Raw genomic sequence first — 18,985 nt, 5'->3', positions numbered from 1 at the left:
TGGCCCGGCATCGCGCCGGACGTTCCTTTCATCGACGGACCTGCCCATGCACTGGAGCATCCTGTGTGACTTCGACGGCACCATCAGCCTAGAAGATGTCATTGACTCGCTGCTGGAGAAATACGGCCAGCCGGGCTGGCAGGAACTGGAAGACCAGTGGAAAGCGGGAAAGATCGGCTCGCGCGAATGCATGCAGGGCCAGGTCAGGCTGCTGAAGCTGGACCCGGCCACGCTCGACGCCCACCTGGACCAGGTGCAGATCGATCCGGGCTTTGCCGCCTTTGTCAGCCGTGCCGAACAGCTGGGCGTGCCGCTGCGCATCGTCAGCGACGGCCTGGACCATGCGATCCACCGCATCCTCGCCAACCACGGCCTGTCGCGACTGCCGGTGGTGGCCAACCACCTGCGCTGGTGCGATGACCACTGGGAACTGGAATCGCCCTACCAGGCCGAAGGCTGCCGCAGCGGCACCTGCAAGTGCACCTGCGCTGCGCAGGCGCGCGCCAACGAAGCACCGCGTGTGCTGATGATCGGCGATGGCAGTTCGGATTTCTGCGTCTCCGAAGATGCCGACTTCGTGTTCGCCAAGCGTCGCCTGATCACCCATTGCACCCATGCCGGCATCGAGCATGCCGCCATCGATACCTTCCACGATGCAATCGCACTGCTGCCGCGCTTGCTCGATGGCAGCCTGCTGCAGCCACGTCGTATCGACGCCAGCCCGCAGCCCGCCGTACTGCCCCTGCTGCTGGCCACCGCCTGAGCACTCCCTTCCAAGCACGCCCCCGCTACCTCTTTCGAACGTCCTTCACGGAACCGAACTGCATGAACATTTTTGACAAGAACGCCGACGCCGCTGCCTCCGACGCGCAGCTGCTGGCCGACGAAGCCCGTTACAGCTCCTTCGGCGATACCGTCCACTACGTCGACCCGCCGAAGATCTTCCAGCGCGGCGAAGGCAGCTACATGTTCGACGGTGCGGGCGTGCCCTACCTCGACCTGCAGATGTGGTACTCGGCCTGCAACTTCGGCTACAGCAACAAGCGCCTGAACGACGCGCTGAAGGACCAGATCGACACCCTGCCGCAGGTCGCCAGCCAGTACCTGCACCCGACCCGCGTGCAGCTGGCCAAGACCATTGCCGTGGACATGCACGAGAAGTTCGGCCTCGACGGCCGCGTGCATTTCAACGTCGGCGGCGCGCAGGCCATCGAAGACTCGCTGAAGATCGTGCGCAACGCACGCGGCGGCAAGAGCCTGATGTTCGCCTTCGAAGGTGGTTACCACGGCCGTACCCTGGGTGCGTCGTCGATCACCTCCAGCTACCGCTACCGCCGCCGCTACGGCCACTTCGGCGAGCGCGCGATGTTCATCCCGTTCCCGTACCCGTTCCGTCGCCCGAAGGGCATGACCCCGGAAGAGTATTCCGACCACTGCGTGTGGCAGTTCGAGCGCCTGTTCGAAAGCGAATACAACGGCGTGTGGGATCCCAAGGTCGGCCAGGCGGAGTACGCCGCGTTCTATGTCGAGCCGATCCAGGGCACCGGCGGCTACGTCATCCCGCCGCGCAACTTCTTCACCGGCCTCAAGCGCGTGCTGGACAAGTACGGCATCCTGATGGTCGTCGATGAAATCCAGATGGGCTTCTGGCGCACCGGCAAGCTGTGGGCCATCGAGCACTTCGGCGTGACCCCGGACGTGCTGGTGTTCGGCAAGGCGCTGACCAACGGCCTGAACCCGCTGTCGGGCCTGTGGGCGCGCGAAGAGCTGATCAACCCGACCGTGTTCCCGCCGGGCTCCACCCACTCCACTTTCAACTCCAACCCGCTGGGCACCCGCCTGGGCCTGGAAGTGCTGAAGCTGGGCAAGGAAATGGATTACGAGCGCACCGTGCCGGAAAAGGGCGCGTACTTCCTCGACGGCCTGCGTGGCCTGCAGAAGCGCCACCCGGAAATCGGCGATGTCGACGGCCTGGGCCTGGCCCTGCGTGCGGAAATCTGCCAGACCGACGGCTACACCCCGAACAAGGAACTGCTGGACCGCATGGTCGACATCGGCCTGGCCGGTGACCTGCTGCACGACGGCAAGCGCATGGGCCTCGTGCTCGACGTGGGTGGCTGGTACAAGAACGTGATCACCTTCGCGCCGTCGCTGGACATCAGCTACGAAGAGATCGACCTGGCGATCACCCTGCTCGACCAGGCGCTGACCAAGGCCAAGGGCTGAGGTCGGATGCGCTGCCGGTTCCCGTGCCGATGGAGATGACGTCACTTGCGTCCAGCACTGCGCTGGAACCGGCCGCGCTGCTGGAGGGCTTCCTGGCCCACCCGCCGCTCGGATTCGAGGCAAGCCGCCTGCCCAGCGGCCTGCCGACCTTCCGTGCGCCGCTGGACCTGACCACCACCATGGACGACGCACTGCGCGGCAAGCTGCTTGGCCTGCCGCTGTCGCGCCTGTGGCGGCCATGGATCACCTGGCAAACCCGCTTCGTCGGTGCCACCAGCACCGAGTACACCCCGCTGCCAGCGCACGTCGCGCCTGAGGCGCTGGCCGAGGACGTGACGCGTCACGCGATCGGCGATACCCGGCTGCTGGTGGTCAAGGACCTGGCGATCGATTCGCCGCTGCTGGACGACGCCGCCAACGCACACAGCGGTGCCTTCCTGCAGGCGCTGCTGGCACGCGGCTTCGTCGAACTGGAAGGCATGCCGCTGGCCTGGGTGGCCATCGATTTCGATTCGATCGATGGCTATCTCGGCCGCCTGTCGTCTTCGCGCCGCAAGAACATCCGGCGCAAGCTGCGCTCGCGCGACGACCTGCAGATCGACTGCATCGCCACCGGCGATCCGGCCCTGGCCGACCCGCAGCTCCAGGCCGAACTGTATGCCTTGTACCTGGGCGTGTACGCGCAGAGCGCGGTGCATTTCGACCAGCTCGACCTGCCCTACTTCCAGCATCTTCTGGCCGACAGCCAGGGCCAGGGACGGATGTTCCTGTACCGCCACCAGGGCCAGCTGATCGGCTGGAACCTGTGTTACGTGCATGCGGGCAAGCTGGTGGACAAGTACATCGGCCTGGCCTATCCGCAGTCCCGCGAGCACAACCTGTACGCGGTGAGCTGGATGCACAACCTCGAATACGCGCTGCAGCACAGCCTGAGCCACTACGTGGCCGGCTGGACCGATTCGCGGATCAAGGCCGAACTGGGTGCCAGCTTCACCTCCACCCGGCATGCGATCCACGCCCGTTCCCCGCTGCTGCGTGCAGCCCTGCGCAGGCTGGCCCCGTACCTGCAGGGCGAACCGGACGGAGGCGGCTGAGCGATGCCATTGCGTTCCCCGCTGATCCTGGACCTGGACGGTGGCGTGCTGCCGCTGCCCCAGGCGCAGACGCTGGCCCTGCCGCAATGGCACGGTCCACTGCGCTTCGCCTGCAGCAATGCCACCCTCGACCGTTTCGCCGCTGAAGTGCTGGCACCGCTGCCGGCCCAGCTCGGCACGGTGATGCTCGGCAGTGGCGACTTCCACCACCTCAGCCTGCCGCTGCTGCAGCGCATGCGCACGCAGGCGCCGTTCCAGCTGGTGGTGCTGGACAACCATCCGGACAACATGCGCTTCCCGTTCGGCATGCACTGCGGTTCGTGGGTGAACGCCGCCAGCAAGCTGCCGCAGATCTCGCACATCCACGTGCTCGGCATCACCTCCAGCGACATCGGCCTCGGCCATGCCTGGGAGAACCACTGGCGCCCGCTGATCGGCAGTCGCCTGACCTACTGGTGCATGGATGTGGACGTGGGCTGGGGGCATCGTCTCGGCATGGGCCACGCCTTCCGCCGTTTCGAGCATCCCGAAGCGCTGGTGGCCGCGTTCGCCGCCGAGCAGGCCAAGTCGCCGCAGCCGACCTACCTGTCGATCGACAAGGATGTGTTTGCCGAGGACGTCGCCCGCAGCAACTGGGACCAGGGCCGCTTCCAGCTGGAACACGCGCTGGTGGTGATTGAAGCACTGCGTGCCGGCGGCCTGGTCGGCAGTGACATCACCGGCGAAGTGTCGCTGGCCAACTACCAGAGCCGCTTCAAGCGCTGGTTGTCGTCGCTGGATGGCCAGCCTGACGTCAGCGCCGGGGATCTACCGCTGTGGCAGGCGCGGCACCAGCAGGTGAACCGCGAACTGCTGGCGGCGATGGCCGCGGTGCCGACCGCCTGTTGAGCGCCTCGGTAGTGCCGGGCCCATGCTCGGCTATCGCTATCGCTTTCTGTAGAGTCGAGCCATGCTCGACTCAGCGGACGGCAAACAGCAGTCGAGCATGGCTCGACTCTACAGGGGGCGATGGCCGAGCATGGCTCGGCACTACACTGGGTTCCCGCCCCAGGAGCCGCCACCATGGCCCAGACCGTCATCCCGCAGCTGCGCATGCGCCACGCCGACACCACCCTGCCGTTCTACGTGCAGGGGCTGGGCTTCGTGGTCGACTGGGAACAGCGCTTCGAACCCGGCTTCCCGCTGTTCGCCCAGCTCACCCGCGATGGCCAGACGATCTTCCTCACCGAACACAGCGGCGACTGCGAGGTCGGCGGCGCGGTGTACTTCATCGTCGAGGACGTCGACGCCCTGCACCGCGCCTTCAGCGCCGCAGGCGTCCCCATCGAACAGCCGCCGCATGACACCGAATGGGGCAGCCGCGAGATGCTGCTGCGTGACCCCGACGGCAACCGCCTGCGCTTCGCCACCGACGCGAGCTGAACCGGGCGGCCTTGAGCCGGATATACGAAACATATACGCTTCGTATACCCCCTCCTTCAGGACCGCCCATGGGCATCGTCAACATCGATGACACCCTGCACGACCAGCTGCGCCGTGCCTGTACCGTCTCCAGCCGCTCGATCAACGCCCAGGCCAACTTCTGGATCCGGGTCGGCATGCTGTGCGAGCTGAACCCCACGCTGAGCTTCCAGGACATCGTCGCCAGCGAGCTGCGCGCGGCCGGTGTGCAGCCGCCGCTGCTGCCGCCGGGACAGGTCTGAGCCGATGGGCATCATCAAGCGCCCCGACGAGATCGCGCTGATGGCCGAATCCGGCCGCCTGCTGGCGGAGGTGTTCGCCGCACTCGACCAGCTGCCGCTGCAGGGCCGAAGCACCATGGAGATCAACGATTTCGTCGAACGCATGATCGTTGATGAGCTGCAGGCGAGGCCGGCCAGCAAGGGCCAGTACGGCTTCCCGTACGTGCTCAACACCTCGATCGACAACGTTGTCTGCCACGGCGTACCCAGCACCACCGACGTGCTGCGCAACGGCCAGATCGTCAACCTCGACATCACCCTGGAGAAGAAGGGCTACATCGCCGACTCCAGCACCACCTATCTGGTCGGTGAGGTCGACTATGCCGCGCGCAGGCTGGTGCAGACCACCTACCAGGCGATGTGGAAAGGCATTGCCGCCGTGCGTCCTGGTGCGCGGCTGGGCGACATCGGCCACGCCATCGCCCGCCACGCGCGCAGCCACGGCTACAGCGTGGTGAAGGAATACTGCGGCCACGGCATCGGCCAGGAGATGCACGAGGAACCGCAGATCCTGCACTACGGCCATCCCAACACCGGCATGGTGCTGGAAGAAGGCATGGTGTTCACCATCGAACCGATGCTCAACCAGGGCAAGCCGGCCATCCGCCAGCAGCCGGACGAATGGCCGGTGTACACCCGCGACGGCAAGCTGTCGGCGCAGTTCGAGCATACGGTGGCGGTCACCCGCACCGGCGTGCGGGTACTGACCCTGCGCCCCGGAGAGACGCCGTTGTGCTCGGTGGATGCCGCCTAGAGTGGCCGTTGCTGCATCCCGGCACCCTCGTGCACGGCGCGCTTCCGTGCCGTCAGCGGTTCGCGTACCCGCTGTGCCACATAGCCGACGCTGGCTGCGAGAATGAAGGTGTAACCAAGGAGTTCGGTGGTCTCCTCGATGGTGTTCTTGAACACGCGGATGTACTGGTCACCCAGCAGTCCGGTCCACAACGACGTCATGCCGATCAGACGCGAATAGAACAGCAGCAGAACCAGGCCGATCGTCATCACGGTACCCGGCCGGGATACGAGAAAACGCACCAGCGCCGGCATGGCCCGGCGCCAGTCGCGGCTGGCCCAGGCCAGTGAACCGATGATCAGCACGGCCACCGGGTACTTCCAGAAGCCGTGTGCGATCAGGTCCAGCGCCTCATCCATTTCACGCAGGAGCATGCAGGCGAACAGCGCGGCCGCCAGAACGGCAAAGGCCCGATCATCGGCACGTCGCAATGCAAGCCGGACGAAGGCAGCCACGCTGGCGACCAGGAAGCCTTCCTGGGTCAGTTCGACCAGCGACCACTCGCCGACTGCATTGCCCAGCCAATGGATGTCGAGCCAGGCCAACGCAGGCGGAAGCGCCATCATCAGGCCGAACAGGAAGGTGCGCCCCAGGTGGGACAGGAGCAGCTGTAGATTGTCTTTCATGCAACACCGATGCCGCGCCGTGGCGGTCGTACAACGAGAACACAGGCGACCGGGGGGCTGCCGAACGACGGCATGCGCGGCGGGGTCGCGACCAGGCGCGCATTATCCGCGCTGTATCCGGCCACGTGAACCGTACCGGTGGAACACACACGCAACACCGGCGTACGTCACGCACTCATGGCGATAAAGGACGCAACAGCAACAACGTCGCAAGGCAGAACATGAAGATCGCCACGCCTGCATCCAGCACACGCCAGGCAACCGGCCTGTGGAACACCGGCTGCAACAGGCGCGCGCCATAGCCCAACGTGCAGAACCAGGCCACACTGGCAATGCAGGCACCGGCGGCGAAGGCCCAGCGCAGATCGCCCGGGTAGCGCGTGGACAGGCTGCCCAGCAGCACCACGGTATCCAGATAGACGTGCGGGTTGAGCAGGGTGAAGGCCAGGCAGGTCAGCAGTACCTGCCGTCCGCTGCCGCCCTGCGCCTCGGCGGCGGCCAGCGCACTGCCACCGCGCCATGCGCGCAGCCCCGCCTGCAGGCCATACCAGAGCAGGAAGCCCGCACCACCGAAGCGCAGCACCTGCAGCAGCAGCGGCCACTGCAGCACCAGCGCGCCCATGCCGCCGACGCCGGCCAGGATCAGCACGATGTCCGCGCCGGCACAGGCCAGCACCACCCTGCCCACATGGCGCTGCTGCAGGCCCTGGCGCAGCACGAAGGCGTTCTGCGCACCGATGGCGATGATCAGGCCGGCACCTGCGAACAGGCCGGCGGCGGTAGCGGCGATCCACATCAGGACAGGCCAGGCAGCGAGAGGACGCGCAGGGTGCGGCCGCTGACCCTGTTTAGACAATCTGATTTTTCTTTATCCTGTGCAGGAAAACTGAAGAGGCACCGGCATGGATCTGGTACATCCGCAACTGGCCGCGTTTGCTGCGGTGCTGGAAGAAGGCAGCTTCGACGCCGCGGCACGCCGCCTGTCGATCAGCCCGTCGGCCCTGTCGCAACGGATCAAGGCGCTGGAGGACAGGCTCGGCCAGGTACTGGTGGTACGTCAGGCACCGTGCCGGCCCACCGCCGCAGGCGAAGCGCTGCTGCGCCGGGTCCGGCCGATGCAGGCGCTGGAGGCCGAGGCATTGGCCGAACTGCTGCCCGAACGCGGCAGCGATGCCGCGCGCACGCCGATCCCGTTGGCGGTCAACGATGACTCGCTCGATACCTGGTTCGTACCGGCCATCGCCGACCTGCACCAGCGCCATGGCTACCTGTTCGACCTGCGCATGGATGACCAGGACCATACCCTGCAGCTGCTGCGCGATGGCAGCGTGCTCGGCGCGGTCACTGCCGAAAGCCAACCGGTGAAGGGCTGCAACGTGCATCCGCTCGGCGCCATGCGCTACCACGCTGTCGCCTCGCCCGGCTTCGCCCGCCAGTACTTCCGCGACGGCATGCAGGCCACGGCCCTGGCGAGCGCACCGATGCTGGTGTTCAACCGCAAGGATGAACTGCAGTGGCGCTTCGTGCGGCGGCTGACCCGCGCGCGACTGCAGCCGCCGCTACACTACCTGCCCTCCTCCACCGGTTTCGTCGAAGCCGCTGCGTGCGGACTCGGCTGGGGCATGGCCCCGGAAACCCTGGTCGCGCCCGCCGTGCGCGCCGGCCGCGTGGTGGTACTGGAACCCCGCCGCTGGCTCGACGTGCCGCTGTACTGGCAGCATGCTGCCGTGCGTTCAAGCACGCTGCAGCACATCACCCAGGCGCTGCGCACTGCAGCCAGCGGCACCCTTCGTTGAGGACAATCCAATGACCGCAGACCCGGGCTTCACGCCGCGCGCACTACCGTTTGCGCACTTCTTCACCATTGGGACGGCATGAGCGTGATCGGCCGACGTACAAGGATGCACTGCGCGAAGGCCGCGCTGGCGCTGGCGCTGACGACCTGCCTGCCACTGGCTGCGCAGGCGCAGACCCTCACCGATGCACCCGCATTGGACTGGGAGCAGGCACGGCAGCGCCTGGAGCAGGTCTCCGATGCACTGGCCGCCGCCGATGCAGCGGTACGCAACAAGCAGGACCTGCAGGACGCCACCCGCCTGCTGCGCCTGCCGGAGATCACCGGCGAAGTGCGCCGCCTGCAGTTCCAGAAGACCCTCACCCTGCCACTGGGTTCGCTGGCACCGGTGGCCGAGGCCTATGGCATCGACTCACCGCTGTCATTCACCGAACGCGACTGGCGTACCCGGCCCGTGGTTACCGCGGTGCTGCCGTTGTACACCGGCGGCGTGATTCCGGCCGCGCAACGCGCGGCCAGCGCCGCCCACGAACAGGCCAGTGCCGAACGCGAAGCACAACGCCAATCGCTGACCGTGCAGCTGGCCCAGGCCTATTTCGGCCAGCGCCTGGCCGAGCAGGCAGTGGATGTGCGCCGCGACGTACGCGATGGCCTCAACCGCCACCTGTCCGACGCGGAGAAGCTGGAACGCGAGGGCTTCGCCACCCGCGCCCAGCGCCTGCAGGCCACCGTGGCCCGCGACAAGGCCGAGCGCGAATACCAGAAAACGGTGAACGACCTGGCCACGCTGAAGGCGGCGCTGGCCACGCTGCTGCGCAGTGGTGGCGAGGTACAGCCGGTGTCGCCGCTGTTCGTGCAGCGCGTGCCATTGGAACCGGTCGCCAGCTTCGAGCGCACTGCGCAGGCGCGCCAGCCGCAGATCGCACGCCTGCGGGCGATGGTGGCGCAGGCCGAACAGGGCGTGCGCGTGCAGCAGGCCAAGCTGAAGCCGCAGATCTTCGCCTTCGGCCAGTACGACTTCCGCCGCCGCGATGAGATGCTGACCGATCCGGACTGGGCGTTCGGCATCGGCCTGAAGTACACCTTCCTGTCGCCGAACTCGCGGCCGGCGCAGATCAGCGCCGCGCGTGCGCAGCAGGACCAGGCTGAAGCGGGCCTGCGCGAGGCCGAGAACCAGGTCGCACTGGGCGTGCGCAAGGCCTGGAACGAGCTGGAAACCGCGCGCCAGCAGTACGTGCTGCTCGACAGCAGCATTGCCCAGGCACAGGAAAACCTGCGCCTGCAGGAGCTGGCGTTCCGCGAAGGCCAGGCCACCTCGCTGGATGTGATCGACGCGCGGCTCGGCCTCGGCGGCGCCCGTGTCGAGCGCGCACAGGCCGCCTACCAATACGATATTGCGCTGGCACAGTTGCTGGAGGTCAGTGGACAGATGGACCGTTTCGAAGAGTTCCGGCGGCGTGCGGACGAGGTGATCGACCATGAGTGATGTGCTGCACGACGATGCGACGACGCCCCCGGGCAAGCGCCGGTTGGGCCCGATCCTGATAGTGGTGCTGCTGGTCGTGGTGGTGCTCGGCCTGTGGCTGGCCTGGCGCAGCCCGGCCGACCAGATCCAGGGGATGGCCGACGCCGATACCATCAACGTGGCCGCCAAGATCACCGCGCGCGTGGCCGAACTGAAGGTGCGCGAGGGCGACCGCGTGCAGCCCGGGCAGGTGCTGTTCCTGCTCGACAGCCCCGAAGTGGCCGCCAAGGAACAGCAGGCGCACGGCGCATTGGCCGCCGCACAGGCGGTGGCCGACAAGGCCGACGAAGGTGCGCGCAGCGAAGACATCCGCGCCGCTGAAGCGAACTGGAAGCGGGCTGAAGCCGGTGCGACGCTGGCTGAAGCCACCTACCAGCGCGTGCAGAACCTGTTCAACGAAGGGGTGATGACCCGGCAGAAGCGCGATGAAGCGCATGCCCAGGCCACCAGTTCGCGCGAACTGGCGCGTGCCGCCCGCGCGCAGTACGACATGGCCTTGGCCGGCGCACGCGAGCAGGACAAGCGTGCCGCGCAGGGCCAGGTGCAGCAGGCACAGGGCGCGGTGGCCGAAGTCAACGCCGCGCGTGTCGAAGTGGAAGGGCGCGCGCCGGTGGCCGGCGAGATCAACAAGCGCATGGCCGACCCGGGTGAACTGGTGCCGGCCGGCTACCCGGTGTTCACCCTGGTCGACATCGACCGCATGTGGGTGGCGATGAACCTGCGCGAATCGCAGATGCAGGGCCTGAAGGTCGGCAGCAAGCTGCAGGGCAGCGTGCCGGCGCTTGGCCAGGACGGCGAGTTCGAGGTCTATTTCATCAATCCGGCCGGTGACTATGCGACCTGGCGGACCACCCGCCAGTCGTCCGGCTACGACGTCCGCAGCTTCGAGGTGCGGGTGCGCCCGGTACGCCGCATCGAGGGCTTCCGCCCCGGCATGAGCGTGCTGTTCGCATGGCCCCAGCACTGAGCCCCGACAGCAGCAGCTTCGCCGCCAGCTGGCGGCGCGAGCTGCGGTCGCTGCGCGGCAACCGCGCCGACCTGCTGCTGGTCACCCTGCTGCCGCTGCTGATGCTGGCCGTGATGGCGTGGATGTTCACGCCCTCGGTGATGCGCGACATCCCGATCGCCGTGGTCGACCTCGACCACAGCAGCGACAGCCGCCTGCTGCTGCGCATGCTCGATGCCAGCCCCGGCGTGCGCATCGCCAGCCAGCCTGCGGACATGCAAGATGCACGTTCGCAGCTGCGTCGGCTGGATGTGTTCGCCATCGTACTGGTGCCGCGCGATGTCACCCGGCAGGCGTTGCGTGGGCGCCAGGGCACGGTGTTCGCCTATTACAACGCCACCTACATGACCACCGGCCAGTCCGCGGCGCGCGATATCGGCGACGCGGTCTCGGCCTGGAACGCACGCCTGCTGCGCGAGCGCATCGGCCTGCAGGTCGGCCCGGGCAAGCTGCGTGCGGCACCGATCGCGGTGCAGTCGGACATCCTGTACAACCCGGCGCGCAGCTACGAGCTGTTCCTGCTGCCGCTGATCTTCCCGGCGGTGTTGTCGCTGGTGCTGGCACTTGCGGTGGCCGGCAGCCTCGGCCGCGAGATTCGCGACGGCAGCCTGCCCGCCTGGCTCGGCCGCACACCGTGGCCGGCGATTGCCGGCAAGATCGCGCCGTACGTCCTGCTGTTCTCGCTGTATGGCGCGCTCGGCATCGGTTACCTGGCCTGGCTGCGCGGCGATGGCGTGGCGGGCAGCGTGCTCATGCTGCTGCTCGCACAACCCTTGTTCTATCTGGCTACCGCCGCCTACGCGCTGTTCTTCGTCGGCGTCACCCGCGACATGGGCACCGCACTGTCTGCGGTCGGCCTCAGTATCGGCACCGCGCTGGCGTTCTCCAGCGCCACCTTCCCGGTGCTGGACGGCCCGTTGTTCACCCGCATCTGGCACCAGCTGCTGCCATTGAGCGCCTACATCAAGCTGCAGACCCAGCAACAGTTCATCGGTTCGCCGCTGCAGGTTTCGGTATGGCCGCTGGCCACGTTGCTGCTGATGTCAGTGGTGGCTGGCGGCATCGGTGGCCTGCGCCTGATTGCCTTCGCGCGCACGCCCGAAGCCGCACAACCGGCAGGAGCCGACGCATGAGCGCACTGTGGCGCAGTCTGCGGCAGACCCTGATGGCGGTGCTGTGCGACCGCTATGCGATCGTGGTGATGGTCGGCGCGGTGATCCTGTACTCGTTCTTCTACCCGGCCGCGTATCGCCACCAGGTGGCCGGCAACCTGCCGGTACTGGTGGTGGACGAAGACCACAGCGCGACCAGCCGCGAGCTGCTGCGGAAGCTCGACGCGTTGCGGGTCGCACGCGTGGTCGGGCAGCCTGCGGACATCAACAGCGCGCGCCAGCAGCTGGAAGCCGGTCATGCCGAAGGCATCGTGCTGATCCCGGCCAACCTGGAGCGCGACATCCTGCGCGGCCACCCGGCCAAGCTGGTGCTGCTCGGCAACGGCGCCTACCTGGGCCGCGCCAGCTGGGTGCTGGGCAGCGTGGCCGATGCACTGGGTGCGTTCGGACGTGAGGCGGTGGTCGGCCAGGCCGCCTTCATGGGCGCGCCGCAGGCACCACCGGTGACCCTGGTGCAGCGCCCGCTGTACAACACCCAGGAAGGCTACGGCAGCGCCATCGTGCCCGGCGTGGCCGAGCTGATCGTGCACCAGACGCTGCTGATGGGCATCGGCGTCCTGCTCGGCGGCCGTCGTCTCGCGCTCGGCCGGCGCCTGCGCTTCGACCTGCCGACGCTGGCCGGCATGGCACTGGGCTTCGGCCTGATCGGCCTGTTCGGCCTGTTCTACTACGCCGGCTTCACCGCCTGGGTGCAGGACTATCCGCGCGGCGGCAACCCATTGGGCCAGCTGCTCGGCGGCACCTTGTTCATCGCCGCCACCGTGGCCTTCGGCCTGTTCGTCGGCAGCTTCTTCCGAACCCGCGAACGCGCCTTCCAGTACATCATCGCCACCTCGATCCCGCTGTTCTTCCTGGCCAACCTGTCGTGGCCGGCGGTGATGACGCCACAACCGCTGGTCTGGCTTGCGCAGCTTCTGCCGACCACCTCGGGCATCAACCTGATGGTGCGCCTGAACCAGATGGACGCCCGCCTGACCGAAGTCAGCCACGAACTGATCACCCTCACCGCCCTGCTGCTGCTCTACGGCAGCCTCGCCAGCTGGCGCCTCCTCGCAAAAAAGGGGACGGAGGGGATTAAGTCGTAAGCGGCCGGTTTGGGGAATTACGACTTAATCCCCTCCGTCCCCTTTTCCTGCAACGAAGAACGCCGGCGCGAGGCCGGCGTTCGGATACTGCATCGTGGAAGGGCCAACCAGGTCGGTCAATCAGCGGTAGACGCGTTCGCAGCGACGTTCCACCACGCGGTCGCCGTTCTTCTGCTGGCTGTTGCCCTGGATCTGGCGACCGGCCGCACCACCTGCAACGGCGCCTGCCACGGTGGCCAGCTTCTTGCCGTTGCCGCCACCTACCTGGTTGCCGAGCAGGCCGCCGATCACCGCGCCGGTAGCGGTACCCGTGATGCGGTTCGGATCGCGCGAGTTGCGCTGCACTTCCACGTTCTTGCAGACCACGCGGCTGCCGTCGTTGAACTTGCGTCCCTCATCGCGCGGGCCATAGGTCTGCGCGCCGGCCACCGACGAAGCTGCCAGCAGGGTGCCCAGCACAAGCAATCGGGTCGAGGTCTTCATGGCCATCTCCTGAGTTCCGGTATGGCGCCAGTGTCCTCCCGCGGTTGGCAACCGGAAGTGAAATGCGCGTGTCCGCCACTTCATCGGCCATCGCACGTTCAGGAAGAAAATCCGCGCCCATCGCGACCAGCCGTCGCGATGGGCGCCGTCTCCCTGCCGGCCTTGCTCTCTTCTAGAACTCTTCCCAACCACCCGCATTGGCGGCCAGCGTCGGCTCGATCCGCGGCGACAGCACCGCGGGCCGGCGCACCGGCGCAACCGATGCCGCCACGGCTGCCAGCGCCGGGCGCACCGCGGCGGCAGCGGTCACCGCCCCCGTGCGGAACACCGAAACCGCCTCGGCCAGCAGGTTGGCCTGCTCCTCCATCGAGCGTGCCGCCGCACTGGCCTCTTCTACAAGCGCCGCATTCTGCTGCGTGGTCTCATCCATCTGCACCACCGCCTGGTTGACCTGTTCGATGCCCGAGCTCTGCTCCTGGGAGGCAGCAGAGATATCGGCCATGATGTCGGTCACGCGCTGCACCGAGGCCACGATCTCGCCCATCGTGGTGCCCGCCTGGCGGACCAGCGCCGAGCCGTCGGCGACCTTGCCGACCGAATCCTCGATCAGCCCCTTGATCTCCTTGGCCGCCCCCGCCGAGCGCTGCGCCAGCGTACGCACTTCGCTGGCCACCACTGCAAAGCCCCTGCCCTGCTCGCCGGCACGCGCAGCTTCGACCGCCGCGTTCAGCGCGAGGATATTGGTCTGGAAGGCGATGCCGTCGATGACGCTGATGATCTCGGCGATTTTCTTCGACGATGCCTCGATGGCCGACATCGTGGTGACCACCTGGCCCACCACTTCACCGCCCTGGGAGGCAACACCATGCGCGCCGATGGCCAATTGGTTGGCCTGCCGTGCATGCTCGGCATTCTGCTTCACGGTGGAGGTCAGTTCCTCCATCGATGCTGCCGTTTCTTCCAGGTTTGCCGCCTGCTGTTCGGTACGCCGCGACAGGTCGGTGTTGCCCGAAGCGATTTCACCTGCGGCCAGATTGATGCTGGAGGCGCTGGACTGGATGCGGCCGACGATCTGCTTGAGCTGGTCGACGGTGGCATTGCAGTCATCACGCATGCGCGCGAACACGCCATGGAAATCACCCTGCATGCGCACGGTCAGGTCGCCGCGCGAGATGGCCTGCAGCAGGGTCGAGACCTGCACCAGGTTCTCGTCGGTGGTCTGCATCAGGCGATTGAGCCCAGCCACCATGTCGCGGAAATCATAGGCGAAGCGATCTTCGTCGCCGCGCAGGCTGAAGTCGCCTGCCGCAGCCGCTGTCGCCAACCGGCGGATCTCGCTGTTGATCGCCGACAGGCTGGACTTGGTTTCGTCCATCGCCTGGGTGATCGCCGCCTTCTCGCCGGGCAGCGGGTCCATGTCCACCGACAGATCGCCGCGTGCGTAGTGTTTCATCACCTCGATCAGCCGGTTCTGTACCTGCACGTGCGATCCAACCAGCGCATTGGTCTCATGCACCATGCGCCCGTAGTCACCGGGGAACGCGCTCTCGTCCATGCGGTAGCTGAGGCTGCCGGCATCGTGCTGGCGGGCCAGCTCCCCCTGTGCCGCCATCACCGACTGCAGCTGTGCCTGCATGCGCTGCATCGACTTCAGCAGCTGGGTCACCTCATCGTTGCCGGTGGCGTCGATGCTGCTGTCCAGGCGGCCACTGGCGATGCCGTCGGCCAGCTTCACCGCTCCTTCCAGCGGGCGGGTCAGGCTGCGGGTGATCGCCCAGGCCGCCAACGTCCCCAGCAACAGGCTCAGTGCCCCGAACGCGATCGACAGCGTGCCGGTCCACGATTCGGTTGCGCGGTACTCTTCGCGGCTGCGTTCGGTCAGTGCTTCCTGGTGGCGCAGCAGGGCCGAAATGGATTCATTCCAGGCCGTTGCCAATCCGTGCTCGGCCAGCAGCTCCTTCGCTGCACCATCGAAATCCCCCGCCTTCATGCGCTCATGCAATTGCTGGGTTGATGCATCGGTGGCCTTGCGGGCCGCCTCGATGCGCGCGACCAGGGTATCGCCGGTAGCGTCACGCGGAATCTTGATGTACTTGGCCCAGATACCGTCATAGGTCCGCGACAACTCCTGGGCACGCTGGTAATCCTTGTCGAACTCGTCACCCCGCTTGATCACCATCAGGCGACGATGCATCAGCACCGCGTTGTTGGTATCAAGCATGTCATTCAACAGGCGCATCTTCACCATGTTGACGTCCACCACTTTCTCGAACTGGGCGGATTTCAGCTGATTCCCATACAGCACCAGGCCGACGATGGCCATGATGAACAGCAGCAGCAGACCGAAGCCGGCGCCAAGCCGGGATCCCACACGGAGATTACGTAAGGCAAGCATCTCAATTCCCTTGATCGTGGCCGTACGTTCGATGGCGGCGCAGCGGAGGGAAACTTTACGGGACTTTATATATGGACCGATCCAAATATATGGAACTGTGCAGGCAGTCAGAAAATGCGGCGACCGATAATGGCGCCATATCCTTATCGAATAGCGCTGACACGCCAGCGTCCGATGAAAATCACGCAGGATTAACACCATAATAACGCCCCCCCATCCAGCGCGGCCCGGATTATCTGCGCCGGACACAACCGTCGCCCCGGAGGGCTACAGTCTGCAGATGACACGGATCCTGCACATCGAAGGCGCGTCCATCAACGACATCGCCAGCCTCTACGTGGAAATCAATCGTGTGTTCATGGCCGACGAAGACTGGCAGCTGGGCGCAAGCCTGGACGCGCTTGATGACCTGCTGCACGGGGGCTACGGCGCGCTCGCCGGTCATGCCACCGCCACGGTGGTGTGGCGCGACATCGCCCACAGCCGCGAGGCACTGGGCCGCGAGACCACACGCGCCTGGCTGCAGTCGAAACTCGATCAGGGCGGCAGGTTCAACGGTCCAGCCATCCACGCTCAGTTGACGGCACTGTCACTTGGCCAGGGACAGACCTACTTCGAGATCGTCATGGAGATCTTCGGCAGCCATCCGCAGATCACCCTGGTGCCAGGCTGAGCACTCTGCAGCAACCAGCCGCATCAACTCAAAGCTTGGCCAGGGCCTCGCCCAGCCGGCGTGGGAACGCCACTTCGCTGGCCAGGTGCCATGCGCGTGCATTGGCGCCCAGCCGGGTCCACTCGGCCTCATCCATCGCCAGCGCACGCTCGACGGCCTGTTCCAGCGCCTTCTCATCCACATGCCAGGTCCTGGACAGATGACAGGGCTCGCCCTCGTGCGCGTCAACCAGGATGCCGCGGCTGTCGTCGATCATCTGGTTCATCGGCGCGCCATCGCAGGTGATCACCACCGCCCCGCAGCTCATCGCTTCCACCAGGTAATGGCCCCAGCCTTCGGTCTGCGACAGGCACAGGTGGAACGCATGTTCGTTCTGCAGGCGCTGCACCTCCTGGTCGGGCAGCCGCTCGCGGACGATCCGCAGGTTCGCGGCCCCGCCCTCATCTTCGTCCGAAGGGCCGCCGCGCAGGATGGTCAGCAAGGGCCACTCCGGATGGCGCTTCCAGACCTCGACCAGCGTTGCCGTCCCCTTCATGCGGCTGGTACCGGCCGCATGCAGGAAAGTGCGCGGCCTGCGCGGCACCGCCGGGTCGTAGCGGTCACGGCTGCAGAAACCGACTTCCAGCGCGCGCATGCCCAGTGCGTTGAAGATGCGCGTGGCGTCTTCGGTCTTGGTCAACAACGCATCGAACCGCGGCAGGATCCGCAGGCTGCGTGCGGACACCCATTCCGGATTCGGAATCAACAGATTGACCTCGGCCAGTCCGAAGCTTGCCGGCCGGACATGCTCCAGCGAGATGTTGATGTCGAACCGGGCCGGCGTGCGCCCCAGGCTCAGCCACGAGGCCAGCAGCCTGCGCAGGCGCATCCCGCGGAGCTTCCAGGCCCCCCCATTGCGCACCGCGTCCAGACGGCTGACCGTCACCGTGTGCCCGAGCTGCTGCAACGAGCGCTCGATCACCTGGATGTCATGGGACAGGCCACGCTGGTTGTCGGCGGCCAGCAGGTGGATATGCGCCATCAGGAGGGACTCCCTGGCCGGCGCAGGTCGCGCGCAGGCAAGGCGGTCGCCAGCATGAAGCCCAGCACCAGGTAGAAATAGAACGAATGGGGCATCGCCCGGTAGAACACGTTGTCCGTGAACGCCGACAGCGCATAGACGATGACCACGGCAAGTCCGGCGGTGGCGATCATCGCGGTGATGTCGTCGGCGTGGCCGAGGCGCCGCACGAAATGAATGCCGGGCAGGATGAAGACCAGCAGCATGATCAGCAGCAACGGCACGCCACCGGTCACCGCCGCTTCCAGGTACTCGTTGTGCGGGTGGTTGTAGCGGAAGATCGACTCGGACACCTCGCCGCGGGCGATGCCCTCACGTGCATAGGTACCGAACTGGTTCAGGCCCACCCCCGCCACGGGATGCTCGGCGAAGGCGTCGACCGCCACGCCCCACATGGCGATGCGCTCACGGACCGAGCCGACCTCGTTTTCCTGGTTGAAACCGGAGATCTCGCCACTGACCTCACCGAAGCGCTGGATCACCTCATGGTTCAGCACCGAGGTGGCACCGACCACGCCAATGACCAGGGCACCGACGAAGACCAGTGCCCCCCGCCAGCGCCGGGTGCGCCGGACGTGCACCGCAATCACCATCAGCATGGCGGGAATGAACGCCAGGATCGGTCCGCGGCTCTGCGCCAGGATCGAACCGTAGACGCCGACGGCGATGGCCACGCCGTGCAGCCAGCGTTCGGCCGGATGCACATTGGGCTGGATCAACCGGATGACCGAGAACAACGCCATGCACAGCGTCACCATGGTGAACTCGATGGCCGTCCATTCGCCGCCACTGAAACCGTGCGCGCGTTCAAGGCCCATCACGTGGTGCTGCACGATGCACGACCCGCCGAAGACCAGGGTGGACACGGCGAAGATCTTCCAGATCAGGCGCCAGTCCAGCGCAGTGGCGAACACGGCAGCGGTACCCAGGTAGAGCAGTGTCTGCGCCGGCAGATCCAGCTCGTTCCAGCGCAGCCCGTGCCAGAGGATGCTGTAGAAGGCATAGGCCAGGCGCAGGAAGCAGACGATCACGATGAACCGGGCGATGCGGTAGCGCAGGCGGACATCGGGCTGGCGGCGGATCAGAACCACGCCGGTGACCAGCAGGGCCAGCAGCAGCACCGCCTTCAGCAAGGTGTAGGGTGCGGAGCCGGCAAGCGGAACGATGGCGACCAGGATGCTCAGCAGGACGGTACGCCAGGTGTAACGAGGTTCGGCGGCCATGCAGGCTGCAGTCATGCTTGTTCTTTCCATCAACGCCCGCCCGGGGGATAAGTCGCCCCGGTTTCCATGGAGGCCGCTTGGCGGAAA

Annotated in this window: 19 protein-coding genes; 13 read left to right on the top strand and 6 right to left on the bottom strand. The window is 66.5% G+C overall.

The features are described from left to right. Positions 1–46: 46 nt before the first annotated feature. The 7 genes from ACZK4Z_RS06415 to map all read left to right on the top strand — a co-directional run bounded on the left by ACZK4Z_RS06415 (position 47) and on the right by map (position 5,816). Positions 47–763 carry an MtnX-like HAD-IB family phosphatase gene (locus ACZK4Z_RS06415; RefSeq protein WP_032127528.1) on the top strand — a complete coding sequence of 239 codons (717 nt, stop codon included), beginning with the start codon at positions 47–49 and terminating at the stop codon, positions 761–763. Between the two features lie 62 nt (positions 764–825). Next, the gene (locus ACZK4Z_RS06410; protein ID WP_032127529.1) at positions 826–2,226 is read left to right on the top strand and encodes an aspartate aminotransferase family protein; all 1,401 of its coding nucleotides are present in this window, start codon (positions 826–828) and stop codon (positions 2,224–2,226) included. A 29-nt stretch (positions 2,227–2,255) separates the two neighbouring features. Then, positions 2,256–3,320 carry a GNAT family N-acetyltransferase gene (locus ACZK4Z_RS06405; protein ID WP_125894495.1) on the top strand — a complete coding sequence of 355 codons (1,065 nt, stop codon included), beginning with the start codon at positions 2,256–2,258 and terminating at the stop codon, positions 3,318–3,320. A 3-nt stretch (positions 3,321–3,323) separates the two neighbouring features. Beyond that, complete coding sequence (locus tag ACZK4Z_RS06400; protein WP_125894497.1) at positions 3,324–4,208, top strand: arginase family protein; 885 nt, start codon at positions 3,324–3,326, stop codon at positions 4,206–4,208. Between the two features lie 174 nt (positions 4,209–4,382). Then, positions 4,383–4,742 (top strand): bleomycin resistance protein, encoded by a 360-nt coding sequence (locus ACZK4Z_RS06395; RefSeq protein WP_478451240.1) that lies wholly within the window; start codon positions 4,383–4,385, stop codon positions 4,740–4,742. A 68-nt stretch (positions 4,743–4,810) separates the two neighbouring features. Beyond that, positions 4,811–5,023, top strand: a complete 213-nt coding sequence (locus ACZK4Z_RS06390) for a ParD-like family protein (protein ID WP_005412680.1) — start codon at positions 4,811–4,813, stop codon at positions 5,021–5,023. A 10-nt stretch (positions 5,024–5,033) separates the two neighbouring features. Beyond that, positions 5,034–5,816, top strand: coding sequence for a type I methionyl aminopeptidase (gene map, locus ACZK4Z_RS06385; protein WP_185749962.1), 783 nt, complete (start codon positions 5,034–5,036; stop codon positions 5,814–5,816). Here the strand turns inward: map and ACZK4Z_RS06380 are convergent. Beyond that, entirely contained in the window at positions 5,813–6,481 is a 669-nt protein-coding gene (locus ACZK4Z_RS06380; protein ID WP_032127534.1) for a hypothetical protein, read from the bottom strand. The genes map and ACZK4Z_RS06380 overlap by 4 nt on opposite strands. Positions 6,482–6,656: 175 nt before the next feature. Continuing rightward, positions 6,657–7,277, bottom strand: coding sequence for a LysE/ArgO family amino acid transporter (locus tag ACZK4Z_RS06375; RefSeq protein WP_125894503.1), 621 nt, complete (start codon positions 7,275–7,277; stop codon positions 6,657–6,659). A 106-nt stretch (positions 7,278–7,383) separates the two neighbouring features. On the opposite strand from ACZK4Z_RS06375, the gene ACZK4Z_RS06370 reads away from it, so the two are divergent. The 5 genes from ACZK4Z_RS06370 (at position 7,384) to ACZK4Z_RS06350 (ending at position 13,064) form a co-directional block, all read left to right on the top strand. Next, a complete protein-coding gene (locus tag ACZK4Z_RS06370; protein WP_125894504.1) occupies positions 7,384–8,277 on the top strand; it encodes a LysR family transcriptional regulator ArgP in 894 nt (297 codons plus the stop codon). A gap of 78 nt (positions 8,278–8,355) precedes the next feature. Then, positions 8,356–9,762, top strand: coding sequence for a TolC family protein (locus tag ACZK4Z_RS06365; RefSeq protein ID WP_125894505.1), 1,407 nt, complete (start codon positions 8,356–8,358; stop codon positions 9,760–9,762). Further along, complete coding sequence (locus tag ACZK4Z_RS06360) at positions 9,755–10,768, top strand: HlyD family secretion protein (RefSeq protein ID WP_125894507.1); 1,014 nt, start codon at positions 9,755–9,757, stop codon at positions 10,766–10,768. Before ACZK4Z_RS06365 ends, ACZK4Z_RS06360 begins: the two co-directional genes overlap by 8 nt. Then, on the top strand, positions 10,753–11,940 hold the full coding sequence (locus tag ACZK4Z_RS06355; protein ID WP_180837958.1) for an ABC transporter permease: 1,188 nt from the start codon (positions 10,753–10,755) through the stop codon (positions 11,938–11,940). The genes ACZK4Z_RS06360 and ACZK4Z_RS06355 overlap by 16 nt, the downstream gene beginning before the upstream one ends. Beyond that, on the top strand, positions 11,937–13,064 hold the full coding sequence (locus ACZK4Z_RS06350) for an ABC transporter permease (RefSeq protein ID WP_180837957.1): 1,128 nt from the start codon (positions 11,937–11,939) through the stop codon (positions 13,062–13,064). Before ACZK4Z_RS06355 ends, ACZK4Z_RS06350 begins: the two co-directional genes overlap by 4 nt. A gap of 120 nt (positions 13,065–13,184) precedes the next feature. On the opposite strand, the gene ACZK4Z_RS06345 is transcribed toward ACZK4Z_RS06350, so the two are convergent. Beyond that, a complete protein-coding gene (locus ACZK4Z_RS06345; protein ID WP_032127541.1) occupies positions 13,185–13,553 on the bottom strand; it encodes a glycine zipper 2TM domain-containing protein in 369 nt (122 codons plus the stop codon). 166 nt (positions 13,554–13,719) lie between these two features. After that, the gene (locus tag ACZK4Z_RS06340; RefSeq protein ID WP_032127542.1) at positions 13,720–15,942 is read right to left on the bottom strand and encodes a methyl-accepting chemotaxis protein; all 2,223 of its coding nucleotides are present in this window, start codon (positions 15,940–15,942) and stop codon (positions 13,720–13,722) included. A gap of 280 nt (positions 15,943–16,222) precedes the next feature. Between ACZK4Z_RS06340 and ACZK4Z_RS06335 the strand changes: the two genes are divergently transcribed. Further along, the gene (locus tag ACZK4Z_RS06335; RefSeq protein ID WP_049462356.1) at positions 16,223–16,615 is read left to right on the top strand and encodes a barstar family protein; all 393 of its coding nucleotides are present in this window, start codon (positions 16,223–16,225) and stop codon (positions 16,613–16,615) included. Between the two features lie 28 nt (positions 16,616–16,643). On the opposite strand, the gene ACZK4Z_RS06330 is transcribed toward ACZK4Z_RS06335, so the two are convergent. Together ACZK4Z_RS06330 and ACZK4Z_RS06325 are read right to left on the bottom strand one after the other, a co-directional pair. Further along, a complete protein-coding gene (locus tag ACZK4Z_RS06330; RefSeq protein ID WP_049462355.1) occupies positions 16,644–17,636 on the bottom strand; it encodes a glycosyltransferase in 993 nt (330 codons plus the stop codon). Next, a complete protein-coding gene (locus ACZK4Z_RS06325) occupies positions 17,636–18,898 on the bottom strand; it encodes an O-antigen ligase family protein (RefSeq protein WP_293793456.1) in 1,263 nt (420 codons plus the stop codon). The genes ACZK4Z_RS06330 and ACZK4Z_RS06325 overlap by 1 nt, the downstream gene beginning before the upstream one ends. Positions 18,899–18,985 lie beyond the last annotated feature (87 nt).

The organism is Stenotrophomonas sp. 71799_Sma, assembly GCF_056482505.1.
Note: the sequence above shows the minus strand (reverse complement) of the source record. Positions and strands in the feature narration are given on the sequence as shown.